The 13,552-nt window shown below is 76.3% G+C and carries 11 protein-coding genes; 6 read left to right on the top strand and 5 right to left on the bottom strand.

The window, feature by feature from the left end:
- Positions 1-106 precede the first annotated feature (106 nt).
- A complete protein-coding gene (locus ABT122_RS03885) occupies positions 107-1,813 on the bottom strand; it encodes a hypothetical protein (RefSeq protein ID WP_351544876.1) in 1,707 nt (568 codons plus the stop codon).
- The gene (locus ABT122_RS03880; RefSeq protein WP_351544873.1) at positions 1,810-4,308 is read right to left on the bottom strand and encodes a protein kinase domain-containing protein; all 2,499 of its coding nucleotides are present in this window, start codon (positions 4,306-4,308) and stop codon (positions 1,810-1,812) included. Before ABT122_RS03880 ends, ABT122_RS03885 begins: the two co-directional genes overlap by 4 nt.
- A 101-nt stretch (positions 4,309-4,409) precedes the next feature.
- On the opposite strand from ABT122_RS03880, the gene ABT122_RS03875 reads away from it, so the two are divergent.
- Positions 4,410-4,793 carry a hypothetical protein gene (locus ABT122_RS03875; protein WP_351544870.1) on the top strand — a complete coding sequence of 128 codons (384 nt, stop codon included), beginning with the start codon at positions 4,410-4,412 and terminating at the stop codon, positions 4,791-4,793.
- Positions 4,794-4,925: 132 nt separating this feature from the next.
- On the top strand, positions 4,926-6,065 hold the full coding sequence (locus ABT122_RS03870) for a macro domain-containing protein (RefSeq protein ID WP_351544867.1): 1,140 nt from the start codon (positions 4,926-4,928) through the stop codon (positions 6,063-6,065).
- A 139-nt stretch (positions 6,066-6,204) separates the two neighbouring features.
- Here ABT122_RS03870 and ABT122_RS03865 read toward each other — a convergent pair whose 3' ends face one another.
- Positions 6,205-6,894: a 4Fe-4S cluster-binding domain-containing protein gene (locus ABT122_RS03865; RefSeq protein WP_351544864.1), complete on the bottom strand. Its 690-nt coding sequence runs from the start codon at positions 6,892-6,894 to the stop codon at positions 6,205-6,207.
- A 673-nt stretch (positions 6,895-7,567) separates the two neighbouring features.
- Between ABT122_RS03865 and ABT122_RS03860 the strand changes: the two genes are divergently transcribed.
- From ABT122_RS03860 to ABT122_RS03845, 4 genes are all read left to right on the top strand, one after another.
- Positions 7,568-8,233: a hypothetical protein gene (locus ABT122_RS03860; RefSeq protein ID WP_351544862.1), complete on the top strand. Its 666-nt coding sequence runs from the start codon at positions 7,568-7,570 to the stop codon at positions 8,231-8,233.
- Positions 8,230-9,018: a hypothetical protein gene (locus ABT122_RS03855; protein ID WP_351544859.1), complete on the top strand. Its 789-nt coding sequence runs from the start codon at positions 8,230-8,232 to the stop codon at positions 9,016-9,018. Before ABT122_RS03860 ends, ABT122_RS03855 begins: the two co-directional genes overlap by 4 nt.
- Positions 8,996-10,495 (top strand): hypothetical protein, encoded by a 1,500-nt coding sequence (locus tag ABT122_RS03850; protein WP_351544856.1) that lies wholly within the window; start codon positions 8,996-8,998, stop codon positions 10,493-10,495. The genes ABT122_RS03855 and ABT122_RS03850 overlap by 23 nt, the downstream gene beginning before the upstream one ends.
- A 523-nt stretch (positions 10,496-11,018) precedes the next feature.
- Positions 11,019-11,165: a hypothetical protein gene (locus ABT122_RS03845; RefSeq protein ID WP_351544853.1), complete on the top strand. Its 147-nt coding sequence runs from the start codon at positions 11,019-11,021 to the stop codon at positions 11,163-11,165.
- Between the two features lie 37 nt (positions 11,166-11,202).
- Here ABT122_RS03845 and ABT122_RS03840 read toward each other — a convergent pair whose 3' ends face one another.
- Positions 11,203-11,787, bottom strand: coding sequence for a hypothetical protein (locus ABT122_RS03840; RefSeq protein ID WP_351544850.1), 585 nt, complete (start codon positions 11,785-11,787; stop codon positions 11,203-11,205).
- A 132-nt stretch (positions 11,788-11,919) separates the two neighbouring features.
- Positions 11,920-13,161, bottom strand: coding sequence for a putative hexosyltransferase (locus ABT122_RS03835; RefSeq protein ID WP_351544847.1), 1,242 nt, complete (start codon positions 13,159-13,161; stop codon positions 11,920-11,922).
- Positions 13,162-13,552 lie beyond the last annotated feature (391 nt).

Raw genomic sequence — 13,552 nt, 5'->3', positions numbered from 1 at the left:
TCCGCCGGCGGTGCCCCGGCCCGGGGCCCCCGCCCGCACGGGCGCCGCGCGGGGGTCCCCGGTCCGGGCCCGCCCGGACAGGTGGCGGGCGGGGCAGCCCCGGGTCTCATCGGCGAGGGCCTCCGTCGTGGTGGCGGGCCCTGGGGCCCGTGCGGGGGTCCGCGCGGCGCTGCGGGGGCGGGAGGGTGTGCTCCGTGGCCCCGTCGGCCGCCCCCGCCGTGGGGTGCTCCGGTGCCGGCTCGAAGGTGAACCGCAGCCGGAGCCCTGAGCGTTCCGCGACCTCCTCCAGCGCGCTCAGCCGGGCCGGGGCCTCCGCGCAGCGCAGCCGGTCCAGCTCCCGGTCCGCCTCGGTCTCCCCGGTCGCGGTGCGGTCGCGGTGCATCGTGATGACGCGGGCGCTGCCCGATCCGTCCACCAGGACGCGGAGCCAGTGCTCGTCCCCCCAGCCGGGCGGCGTCCAGTCGATGGCCCGCTCACCGCTCCCGGCGGAGTGCTCCGCCCCCACCTCCCGTACCGCCGTACGGATCACCTCCCCGGTGTACAGCCGCTGGAACACGGCGGTCCGCTCGCCGACCCGCGCCGAGACCCGGGCCGTCTCGGACTCGCTGAGCGCCGTCCCCTCGGCGAGCGCCCGCTCCAGGGCGGCGATCTCGGCGCCGGCGTCCGGCAGCGGGAGACCGGCACCGGGCGGGGTGTGCCGGAGGAAGGCGAGCTTCCGCGCCGCCCACTCCTGATCCCGCTGCCGGCGCTCGGCGGCGCGGGCCGCCCGGTCGGCGAACCGGGTGGCCTCGCGCAGATGGCGCTTGGCCGCCGCGGGCCGCTCGGCGGCCACCTCCGCCGCCGCCGCGATCGTCTCCTCCACCAGCCGGTGGTCCGCCGGGGAAACCGTGTGCGGCAGCCCGGCCAGCAGTTCGGCGCCGATCCGCAGCACCTCCTCGCCGGAGGGCCCGGCGCCCGCGGCCGGCCGGGCCGGTACGGGGTCCGCCGGGGCGGGAGGGCTGCCGGTCCGCTCGTACTCCGCCAGCGCCTCCCGCCGCCGGGCCCGCAGCCGGGTGTGCCAGGCGCTCGCCCCGGCCGTGCCCTCCGCCGCGCCCGCGCCGTCCATCGCGGCCCGCGCCCAGGCGGCCTCGGCCCGGCGCAGCCGGCCCTCGGTGTCGGCGAGCCGCCGCCACATCTCCTCCAGCCTCAGCCCGGCGGGGGCGAGCGGCGGCGGCAGATCGGGCGCCCCGGGGAGCCCGGGCGGCCGGGGCCCGCCGGGCCCGGCCGCCGCGCCCGCCCGCGCGATACGCGCCCGCAGCACATCGAGCCGGGCGTTGACCTGCGCGGCGGCGAACGCGGCGTCCCGCCAGCACGCGGCGGACCGCTGGGCGTCGAGCCGCTGCTCCCGCAGCGCGTCCTGCGCCTGCGCCGCCCGGATCGCCGCCGTCGCGAGCACCTGCGCCCCGGCCATGGCCGCCCGGCCGGCGAGCAGCGCGCCGCTGAGCGAGCCGAGCCCGATCAGAGCGGGCACCAGCAGGTCCTGGAGCTGGTCCACGGCCGAGTCCACGGCCTGGCCCGCCGCGTCCGTGACGGAGAACTCCGGCAGCACGTCGGGGACGCCGATGCTCCCGGGCACCGTGCCGGCCGACCCCGCGGCCTCCCGCAGCACGTCGGGGACGCCGATGTTCCCGGCCGCCGAGCCGGCCGACCCCGCGGCCTCCCGCGCCGCGCCCTCCACGACCCCCTGCGGGAAGGTCACGGCGAACGGGTCCGCCGGGAAGTTCACCTGTGTCATGACCTCGCTGATGCTGGGCAACGCGATTCCTGAGCTCATCCGAGCCCTCCTCTCCGCACCGGGCGCGCGGTCCGCCCGCCCGCCGTCCCGTCCTCGCCGTCCTCGCCGTCTCCGCCGTCTCCGCCGTGTCCGCTGTCCCCGCCGTCCGCACCCTCGCCGTCGCGCCGCCGCCCCCCGGTCCCGGGTCCCACCCGCGCCCGCAGTTCGGCGACGTACACCTGCCAGCGGTACAGCCGCCGTACGCACCACCAGGCCAGCGCCGTCACCGTGACGACCGGCCAGATCCAGCCCGCGTACACCACCGTCAGCCACATCGCCCCCAGCGGCAGGAGCAGCAGCAGCCCGCGGACCGGGAAGCGGGCTCCGGGCTGCCGGATGAACCGGGCGAAGGGCAGCGCCCGGTCGATCACCAGGCCCGCCAGGGAGCGGTCCGGGTGGTAGCCGGGGCTGCCGATGCGGTACGCCGTCCACAGTTCGAGCGCCAGCACGGCGGCGGCCCCCGGGACCGCCAGCAGCCAGGCGATCAGCACACTCCGCTGGTCGGCCCACCCCGCCACATCCGTGATCCCGATGACGAAGATCCACGGCAGGATGAGCGCGGCGGCCCCGCCCACCGCCCAGCCGAGGGTGGGCAGCATGTCCTGCCGCCGCAGCCACAGCGCGGCGGCGTCGAGATCCCGCTGCTGGCGCAGGACCGCGCGGTCCGCCTCGATCCGGGCGTGCGCCTGCCAGGACTCCTCCTCGGCGAGCGGGGCCAGCCGCTCGGCCAGATGCATCCGTACGAGATCGTCGCGGTCGCGCACCAGCCGCTCGTACCAGGCGACGGGCTGCGGCAGGGCCCTGAGGGTGCGGGCCGTCCGCTCGGCGAGCCGGCGGCGGCCCGGTTCGGCGTCGGCCGCCAGCGAGAGCAGGGCGGCCCGCCGGTAGCCGTCGAGCCGGGCGGCGAGACGGATCTCGTCCCGGGCGCCGCGCAGCGAAGGGGTCTCGTCGATCAGCTCCGCCACCAGGTGCTCCCAGCGGGAGAGGGCGGTGAGCCAGCGCCCGTGCACCTCCCGCAGCCCCTCCCCGCCGGGACGGTCGTCGAGCAGCGGCAGGATGGTGTGCCGGCCCAGGTCCGCGACCACGGACCCGGCGAACTCGTCGCCGCGCCCGGCGTCGGTCAGCAGATCCCGCAGCCCCGCCCGGTCCAGCGGCGCTCCCCGGTAGGAGGCCTCCAGGCCGGGGCCCAGCCAGCCGATCAGCCGGACCAGCGTCGCGGGCCCGGGCTCGTTCGCCAACAGCCCGATGAGGGAGGCCAGTTCGGCGCCGTCCCGTCCCGGGGCGCCCTCGAACTGCCGCAGCCAGCGGGTGAAGGTCTCCCGGCCGCGCCGTCGGGCCAGGGCGGCGCGGGCGTGCCGCCAGTTCTCGTCGAAGGCCCTGGCCAGCGGCGCCGGTCGGGTGTACTCCTCGCCGAGGAAGGCGTACGGCTCGACTCCGGGGCCGTCGGCGGGGTCCGGCCCGCCCGGCGCGGAGCCGGGGACCCACCGGACGTCGGGGGCCTCGCCCGCCAGCCACCGGGCCACCTCGTCGCCGCCCCAGCGGTGGCCGGGGTCGGGGTCGCGGGTGAGCAGCCCCTGGCAGAGCCGGAGCAGCCCGGGGTCGGTGACCAGCCGCAGATCGGGGTCGCGGGAGCTGATCTCCTCCCGCACGGCGTCGTTCTCGTGGTACCGGACGGGGTGCCGTCCGCCGGCCAGCTCGGCGACGATCATGCCCAGCGACCACCAGTCGGCGGGCGGGTGGATGACCTGGTTGCGCAGCGACGCCTGCGGCGACATGTAGCGGGCGGTGCCGGCCCAGCGCTCCCGGCTGTACCGCTCCTCGGGGGCGTGGGCGGAGACTCCGAAGTCGACGAGGACCAGCTCCGGATCGGCCGGGTCCAGGGTGCCGAGCACCACGTTGGCGGGGCTGAGGTCCCGGTGGACGATGTCCAGCTCGTGCAGGGTGGTCAGCGCCCGGTGCAGCTGGCGCACGAGGCTGTGGATGAACACCGGGTCCGCCGGGCCGGGGTTCTGCTCCAGATGGTCCGCGAGGTTGATCTCCCCGTAGGAGGGGGCGAGGTCGTAGGGGTGGCCGTCGGCGCCGGTGGGGTCGGCCTCGGAGAAGTGGGTGAGGTGGGGGCGCGCGCTCTCGCGCAGCAGCGCCCACACCTCGGGGTCCGGGGCGTGCGCGCGGTCGTACCACTTGAGGACGTGGGTGGCGCCGTGCTCGTCCTCGACCCGGAAGACGGCGGCCTGTTCGGGCCGTTCGGCGCGGCGGAGCACGGCCCGCAGCCGGAACCGGGCGCGCAGGGAGGCCGGCAACTGCCCGGTGTCGGCCCGGGGCGCGGTTGCGGGGCCGCCGGTGCGGGGCTGCCCGGCCCGGGTGTCCTCGGTGGGCGGCGCGGCTCCGGGCGGCCGTGGGTCGCGGGCCTCGAACTCGGTGGGCGGCGCGGCTCCGGGGGTGGGGTGACCGGCTTCGTACTCGGTGGGCGGCGGCGGTTCCGGTGGGAGGGTCACTTCAGTCACCTCGTGCGCGGGTGGACGGAGTCGGCGGCGGGGGCGGGTGCAGGGCCAGGGGCGGGTGTCGGTGGCCGGGGTCGGGAGCCGGGGCCGGGGGAGTGGAACGGAGCGGAACGGGCGCTTCGGCCGCCCTTTCCGGGCGGCGGCGGGAATTCCCGGACCCGCGTGCGGGGAATTCGCCGGTCCGGTTCGGCGGACCCGGCCGGAATCCGCGCGGAACCGGCCGCGCGGGCCGTGCCGTGCGTCGGCGCGCGGAATCGCGGCAAAGGCGGCGCCGGCAGCGAGGGTTCGACGGCTCGGACGGTATTGATCGTGCCGGCCCCATCGATGAAACCAACGACGTCAACGACGTCAACGACGTCAACGACCTCAACGTCAACGACCTCAACGACCTCAACGACATGGACGACACCGACGGCGCCGAATTCGGCCGCTTCGGCCGCGAAACCCCCGTACCCCTCCTTGTGCCGCCGCGATCGTAGCGAAGCCCCGGCGACGGCGGGAGGGATTTCCCTTTTCCGCCGTGTCCGGGGGGTGTTCGGCCCGCTGTGCCCCGGGTGCCGGATGTGCGGAAACCGTCGACCGGAGTACGGCCGCTCGCTACCGTGGTGGCCATGAGTCAGGAGCGGTTGCCGCACTCTCTGCCCGCTTATGATCAACTTCTGGAGGAGCTGCGGAATCTGCGCAGGCCCGGCCTGGCCGGTCTGCGCGGAACGGAGTATCCGGCGCTGCGCTCCGCCGCCCTCGCCGGTGGTTTCGGCGACGGCCCGGACGACCTCCCGGCGGGCATCGAGGCCCTGCTCAAGGAGGCCGTGCGACGGCTCGGGGCGGGGGATCTGCTCGGGCGGGCCGCGGCCCACACCTTCGGTCTGCTCCCGGACCGCCGGGGTGCCCCCGCGTCCGAGCGCCGCAAGATGGCGGCGGCGGTGTACGGGGTGACTCCCGAGCGCTTCCGCAAACACCAGGAGCCCCAGGTGGTGCAGCAGTTGGCGGAGGCGGTGCTGACCGTGCTGAGGGAACCGGCGCGCACCGTCGGCGTGGGCGCGGGCACGGCGGCTGCCGAGACCGGGCCCGGCGCCGGGGCGGGGACCGGGGGCGGGCTCGAACCCCCGCGGCAGCCCGCGGGCCGGGTCCCGGTCGGCGCCCACGCCGGCTTCACCCTCCATGTCTCGCCCATCGAACTGCTGCGGGACATCGATGTGCTGGTCTCCTCCGAGAACATCTACCTGGAGATGTCCAAGACCTTCCGCCCCACGGTCTCCGGCTCGCTGCGGCTGGCCGCCGCCGTGCGCGACCCGGCGGGCGAGATAGTCGACGATGTCCTCGCCCGGGAGCTGGGCGAGTGGCTGCGCGCCCATGGCCGCCCCGGACTGCCGGTGCGGCCCGGGACGGTGGTGCCCACTTCGCCGGGAGCGCTGGCGGCCCGCGGGGTGCGGCGGATCTACCACGCGGCGGTGGCCACACCGTACGAGGACACCTACCGGGTCAGCCCGGAGAGCATCGCCCGCGCGGTGGGCGCCTGTTTCGCCCTCGCCCGGGAGGAGGACGCCGCGCTGGCGGCCGATGGCCGGGGCCCGGCCCTCGCCTCGCTCTGCTTTCCGCTGCTCGGGGCCGGGCGCGGTGGGCTGACCCCGCAGGTCAGCGCGGTCTGGCTGCGCTGGGCCATCCGCGACGAACTCGCCCGGGACCCCGGCCGTCAGGTGCATGTGGTGGTGCGCAACCGGAGCACGGCGGAGGCGCTGGGGGAGCTGTGAGAGCGGAGCGCGGGGGCGGCCCTGGCCCTTCTGCCCGCGCTGCCTGCCCTGTTCGCCCTGCCCGCGCTGTCCGCCGCACCCGCCGTGCTCGCCCTGCCGGGGGCGGCGCCCGGGTCGGCGGCGCGGCGGGCGGGGTGTCTCATGGCCGCCAGCTGGGCCCGTCGAGCCCCATCCCCAAGTCCCTGAGCCGCCTTTCCAGCGCGCGGAGTTCACCGCGCCGGGGCACCCCGTAGAGCCGTACATCGCCCTCCCCCTCGACCATGTGCACCTGGAGCCGGGAGCCGGTGTCGGTCCGGTGCAGATGCGGCCCGTACCGTGCCCGTCCCAGCTCCGTCCGTGGCCGCATCCGCTGGTTCGCCGAGCCGCGCCACACCAGCGCGGTCGGCTCGGCCGTCCGGAACCGGCCGGTCACCAGGCAGTCCGCGTGCCGGACCGCCGCCGTGCGCGCCTCGTCCGCCTCGGCCTCGCCGTCCTCGTACCCCGTGTAGAGGAGCAGGTCCGCCTCCCGGCCGGACGCGGAGGCGATCCGCGCGGCGCCCGCGAGCAGGGCCGCCACGGCGGCGGGCTGGTCCAGGGGCTCCCCGCCGCTGACGGTGAGCCCGTCCGCCCCGGCGGCCAGGGCCGCGCGCCAGAGCGCCAGCAGGGACGGGACCGTACGGGCGAGGCCGCCGTGCGGGTCCCAGGTGTGCCGGGACATGCAGCCGGGGCAGCCGAGGCCGCAGCCCTGGACCCAGACGCAGAGCCGCTTCCCCGGCCCCAGCGTCCACACCGGGAAGTGCGTCCCGGAGACCCGCAGCACCGGCCCGTCCTCCGCCGCCTCGTCCTCCACCGGCCCGTCCTCCACCGCCCCGGCCCCCGCCCGGCCCTCCTCCGTACCGTCCGCCCGCCCGTCCCCGGGCCGCCGTCCCTCGTCCGGCCCGGCACCGGCACCGGCATCGGCACCGGCACCGGCATCGGCACCGGCATCGGCATCGGCACCGGCACCGGCATCGGCACCGGCACCGGCACCCGTTCGGGACGCGCTCCCGGGGGCCGTGGACGGGTCCGCTGACAGGCCCGAGGACCCGGTGGTGCCGGCCATCCGCCCCACTCCCTTTCTCTCCCCTGAGGCATTTCAGTATGGCCCGCTGGAGACGGCCCCCGAGGGCGTTCTCCGGTCGGCTTCCGGGCGACTTCGGGAACGGTCGCCGAATTGGGCGTTCTCGGGTACGGAAGCGGGAAACCTCCGCTACGCTCCTGCCAGTTATCGCCTTCAACCACCCGGGGTGCCGCGCTCGACGGAGCCGGCCCGATCCGTATCCGGACCGGCTCCGATCCGTATCCGGACCCCGCGTCGATCCGCATCTCCGATCCGTATCCGATCCGAACTACCGTTCGCGGTCCCGTGGGGGCGGTACCGCGAGCCGGCCGTAAAGGGCCGTATTCGGCATGCGTGAGCACGATGAATTGCACCTCTGTCCGGCGCGGAATTCGCGCTGTGGGAAATCGGGGGAAAGACATCCATGATCAGAGCCGACAGTGTCAACGCGGTGGCCCGCCGGGGCCGGCTCGGCCGCACCACACGAACCGTGGCCGGATGGCGTGGCCGGCGGGACGGCGCCCGGGGTGTCCCCCGCGTCCCGCTCACCCCGGCCGACGGGCCGCCCGCCGGACCGGCCGACACCGACCTCCTGCTGGTCACGCCCTATGTCACCGAGGTACGGGAGACCGCTCGCCGCACCACGGAACAGATGCGCTCCGCCCTGATCCTGCGCAAGCGGGAGCTGATCGCCCGGCTGCGCTCCGAGTCGGTGCGGGTCGTCAACCAGTACGACATCCGGGCCGAGCCGCTGCCCGCCGCGCTGGCCCGCTACGGCCACTGGGTGGGCGAGTGGCGCACCAGCACCGACCTCTGCCGCTCCCGCGCCCAGGCGGTGATCGACCGCTCCAATCAGCAACTCGCCTGCTACTGGGAGGCCGTGTGGATCACCCACCCCCAGCTCTCCCGGCTCGGCCGGCGCCCGAGCGCCGACTGGCTGCCCGGCCGCACGGCGCTGGACGACAGCTGGCGGCGGCCGGAGATCTGGCTCCTCGACGACGACGAGACCGACTCCACGGCGACCTCGCGGGCGCTGCGCATTCTCGACCGGCAGATGCCCGGCAGCGCCGGGAGGAGGACCACCCGATGACCCCGACCCCGACCCGGACCCCCACCGCAACCCCGCCCCCGCCCCGGACCCGCGCCCGGCGCTCGCTCCCCCTGGCCCTGCTGCTCGCCCTCGCCACCACCGCGACCGCCTCCTGCGGGTTCAACGACGAACCGGAGCGCTGGAGCCAGGCCTGCGGGGTGGTGGTCGACGGCTCGGGCTCGGCCGCCGCCACCAAGGACGGCTTCGACGCCAAGGCCAAACTGGACGCGAAACTCGCGGGGTTCCTCGCCGACAACAAGTGCCGCAGGACGGCCTTCGCCCCGATCACCCGGGTCTCCCAGGCGTCCAAGTGCCAGGTCGGCGAGGTCGATCTCGACCCGGACCTGCCCGGCACCGCGGACCGCGACCGCACCCGCACCGCGCTGCGGGCCGCCGCGGTCGCCGGTGCGCGGAAGCTGCTGGCCTGCGCGCAGAAGGAGGAGCCCGGCTCGGACGTCATCGGCGGGCTCTCCCGTATCGCGCTCTCCAGGCCGGACCGGGGGGACACCTCCTTCGAGGTGCTGGTGGTCAGCGACTTCCAGCAGAACGACCCCGAGTTCCGGATGGGGAGGCAGGATCTGTCCACCGCCGCGAAGCGCGAGGCGGTCATCGACGACCTGCTCTCCTCGCACGACATCCCGAAGCTCGACGGCGCGGACATCCACCCCGTCGGGTACGGCATGAAGTTCGACACCAAGTCCTCGCGGTACCGCCAGTTCGACGCCTTCTGGACGGAACTCCTGGAGGGGAGGATCAAGGCCCGTGTCCACACCACTTACCGGTAGGGACGAACGCCCCCGCCGGCTCCGGCCGCGGCGCGGCCGGCCCGCCGACGACCGGGCCCGGCGCGGCCGGCCGGACCCCCGGCTCTTCCCGGACGGCTCGCTGCCCCAGCCGGAGCCCATCGAACCCGCCCTCATCCGGGGCAAGGACACCGAGTGGCTGAGGCGCGGGGCCCGTGAGCACGGCGCCAGGGCGGCGAAGGCCGGGGTCTACGACCCCTGGGTGCTCAGCGGCCCCGAGCCGGTCCCGTACTTCGCCGAGCTGGCGAGCGCGCGGGACCGGGTGCGGCAGCAGCTCACCGTCGAGGCGGCCCGCGCCGAGGAGAGCGCGGCGCTGGAGGCGGGCAGGGTGCGGGCGGCCCTCACCGCCGCCGAAGCGCGGCTCCGGCGCGCGGACGACCGGCGGACGCTGCTGGAGTCCCAGCGGGACCGGGCCACGGCCCAGCTGGACCGGCTCGCCCAGCGGGCCGACCGCTGGCACGCCTTCCGCGACCGGGTGGTGGGCCGGTTCGACCCGCGCGGGACCCGCGCCGGGCTGCCGTCCGATCGGGACGACCCGGAACCGCGCCCCGGCGACGACCGGGAGCCGGCCGCCGGCCACCCGCGCTGGTACGCCCTCTCCGACACCCCGCCCACGGCCCCGGCGGACACCCCGGACCCGCTCCCCGCCCCCGCCGCCGACCCGGCGGCCCGGGCCGCCTGGGAGGGCGCCACCGCCCGCCCCGGCATGCCCGTCTGGGGCCGGCTCGCCCTGCTCGCCCTGCTGGCGCTGGTGGAGATCCCGGTCTACTACGCCGTCTTCACCGAACTCCACGGCACCGGCGACACCGCCGCCGGGCTCACGGTCAGCCTCACCCTCGCCGTGTCCACGGTGATGATCCTCGGCCCGCACTTCGCGGGCCGGATTCTCCGGCGGCGCTCCGCCACCGGCGCGATCCGGCTGGCCGCCCTGCCCGCCCTGGCGGCCCTCGTGGCCTGGGGGTACGGCGCGTGGACGCTCGGCGACATGAGGGCGCGGCTGGTCTTCCGGGAGGAGCCGCCACTCCAGCTCTCCCCCGATGTGGAGCCGATTCCGCAGGTCAGCCTGATCGACTCGCTGAATCTCTCCCCCGACACCGTCTCGCTGATGTTCGTCGCCCTGCTGCTGCTCTCCGGCGGTGTCGCCCTGCTGCTCGGGCTCGGCGACGAGCACCCCCATCTGGGCTCCTACCGGAGCGCGGTCGAAGCCCTGCGCGCCCTGGACGAGCGGATCGAGGAGGAGCAGGCCGGCGCCGAGCGCGCCCGACAGGCCGAGGCGGCCCTCGACATCCGTACGGCCGCCCGGCGCAACGCCCACGACGCCCGGCTCGACGCCGTCGGCCACCTCTACGAGGCGGCGGCCCAGGCCTATCTCGACGGCCTGTCCGGCGCCTCGTCCGACCCCGCGGTGACGGAGGCCGCCATGCGTCTCTCGCGCCGCCGCCCGCTGCTCCCGGCCTGACTCCTCCCCGCAGGCCCTGAGGGAGAGGCCCCGGCCGCCCCCGGTACCGCGCTGAACAGGGGGGCGGCCGCGGGGTGGGCGGGGCGGCGATTCCTCATCGCGCCGGGAAGCGGGCGGTACCGCCCGCTCCCCGAGAGCGAACAGCTCGCCTCCGTGCCCGCCGGCATCCGCGCCGCGACCGGGCACGACGGAGCCGGGCAGAGCCGCCGGAAGCTCCGGCGCCGGCCGGTGGCCGAGCGGGATCTCACCGAGCCCCGGTGCGCGCCGCAGTGCGGGAGCGGTGCGTACGGGAGCTGACGGACGGCACCGAGGGGCTGGTGGCCCGCGCGCCCGGCTCGGTCGTCGCGTACGAGGCACGGTGCGCGCACCCCGGCCGGCCCCCGCTGACCCCAGTCACGCCGGGCCCGCCACCGGACGTGCGGAATCCGGTCTTCGGCCGGCTCGTACCGCCCCGGCCGGGAAGCGCGGCCGGTGGCCGGAGCCGGTCGGGCGCCGGATCGGCATCGCCGACCGGACGGATCTGGTGGCACCGGCGAAGACGCCGGCGCCGCTGTTCGACGGGCGCGTCGAGGACGTCCTCGTCCACGACGGCGCCGGGGCGCACGGCCTCCGCCCGCATCTCACCGCGCGGGAGACCGGGCAGGCCGTCGCCGGAGCGCCGCGGGGCTGACGGGCCTCACCCGCCGCCGCGCCCCGCGCCCCACGGGTCAGGTCGCGCTGTCCTCGAAGCGCGCGTCCAGCACCGCGTCCAGCTCCGCCGCCCAGGTCTTCAGATCGGCCCGGGTCGGTGCCTCGACATCGTTCTGGAACCAGCGCTGGGTCGAGGTGTAGACCGTGACGCTGAACCGGCGGCCGAAGCGCGGGGTGTCGAACTCCACCGCCTTGATCTCGTCCCAGCCGAAGCCGGCCTCCTCCGTGTCCAGCCGGAAGGTGACGCCCGCGCCGTCCGCGACGATCGCGCCGCGCCGGTCGGAGACCTCGAAGACGGGCCCCTCGTCGGGCGCGCCGCCCTCGCCGCTCCCGTCGGCGTCCTCGGACTCCCGGGGCTTCCCGGACTCCCCGGACTCCTCGGGCGCCGCCTCCTCGGGCGGGGCGTTCTCGGGCACGGCATCGGATACGGCGTCCTCCCGGACACCGTCCGGCGGCGGCGCCCCGGTCTCCGGCTCCGGGGTCTCCCCGGTGTCCGCGCCGGCCCCGGCGGGGCGCGCGGGCATGAGCCCGGGGATGTACGCCGGGTCGACTCCGGCCGCGTGCGTCGGCGGGATTTTCGGTCCTATGTGCTTCTGCTCCACGGCAGGAGTATGGCGGACAAAACTGTGCCGGCAACCGCCGGGCCGCCAGGAGGGCGGGACTTCGGGGGGAAACGCCCCCCGTTCGGCAGCTTGTCCCCACTGTCCCGCGGCCCTCCCGCCGGGGCGGCGGCCTCAGATCGCGTACTTCCAGGACGTGAGCATATGGGCGCCGTACCAGCTCCCGAAGAGCGTCGCCGCGGTGAGCGAGACCACGACCGTACGGGTGCCGGCCCGCGCCAGCGCCTGCGCCAGGGGCACCAGGAAGAGCACGGCGGGGATCAGCAGCCGCAGCTTGGAGTGGTAGTAGTTGCTCTGCCCCAGGGTCAGGACGAGCACGGTGGTGCCGTAGACCAGCAGCGGCGGCCAGACACCGCGCCGCCAGGTGACGGCCGTGGCGCAGACCGCGAGGACGAGGAGGACGGCGGTGCTCAACGGCACCCAGTCGTCGCTCCGGAGGAAGGTCCCGCGCAGAAAGTCCACGAAGGCGGCGCCGTTGTCCCAGTGGGTGCCCCACCCCGCCTCCTGGATCACGAACCAGGCGTTGAGCTGCCCGGAGCGCTCCCCGACCCAGGCCAGATAGACGGGGGTGCCGGCGCAGGCCAGCACGACCGCGGCGATCGGGCGCCAGGCGAGATCGCGCCGGCGCCGCAGCTCCAGGAGGGCGGCCAGCGCCAGGGCGAGGGCCAGGGCGAGCGCGGCGGGCCGGGTGAGCCCGGTGAGGAAGGCGAGGACACCGGCGAGAAGCCAGCGCCGGCGGTGGGCGGCGAGCAGCGCCCCCGCCGCGAGCGCGAGGAACAGCGCCTCGCTGTACGCCATGAGGAAGGTCAGCGCCATCGGCTGCGCCCCCGCCAGCAGCACGATGCCGATCGTGGCGGTACGGGGCCCGTACAGCAGGGCCAGCAGACGGTGCACGGCGATGAGCGCGCCCAGCAGCGAGAGGTGTGCCACGACGATGGCGGCGATGCCGGTCTCCAGGCCGGTCAGTTGGTGCACGGACCGGGTGAGCAGCGGATAGAGCGGGAAGAACGCGAGGTTGTTGCCGGTCGGCTCGCCCGTCTCGGAGCGGGTGAGGCCCTGGGGGTAGCCGTCCTCGGCTATGGATATGTAGAGGTGTCCGTCCCAGGCCTGGAGCCGCTCCCGCAGCGGCGGACCGCCCGGACCGCCCATCAGGGCGAGGATCACCAGATGGATCGTGGTGCTCACGGCGTGGACCGCCAGCGCCGTGCCCGCCGTGCGGGCGAGGACATCCCACCGCCGGGCGGGGAAGCCCGCACGGGAACCCGCGAGGAAACGCGCGCCCGTCCGCTTCCGGGTACGGGGGACGGAGACGGCGGCCGGGGGCGGACGGAGGTCGGTCTGTGTGTGGTTGGCCATCGGCTCCTCGCAAGGTCAGTATCTGATGGCCTTACGCCCGGGGCCGGGGCCGGGGTTGACCGAGTGAGAGATGTGTCACTGTGGCCCGCCCCTGCTCGGAGGGGGCCTCCAGGCCGTCTCTTTCGGATCGTGCCGGGCTCGCGAGCCCTGGCACCGCGCCCCGCCGCGTTGTCGTCGGTCGCCGGCGCTCCGCGTGGGCTCCCTCCTCCGCCTCCCGATCCACGGCACCGGACCCCGCTCACCGATCCGGCCCGATCCGAAAGAAACTCCCTAGGGCAGCGGGCCGCGCTCGGGGACGGCCGGCTCGCCCGGCCCGGTGGTGACCGGGCCCGTCGCGTCCGGGAGGGCCGGGGCTCCGGCGTCCCCCCGGGCGATCGCGTTGACCCCGACC

The sequence above is a fragment of the Streptomyces sp. NPDC001985 genome, assembly GCF_040296845.1.
GTDB lineage: Bacteria > Actinomycetota > Actinomycetes > Streptomycetales > Streptomycetaceae > Streptomyces.
This window is presented reverse-complemented; position numbering and strand designations above follow the sequence as displayed.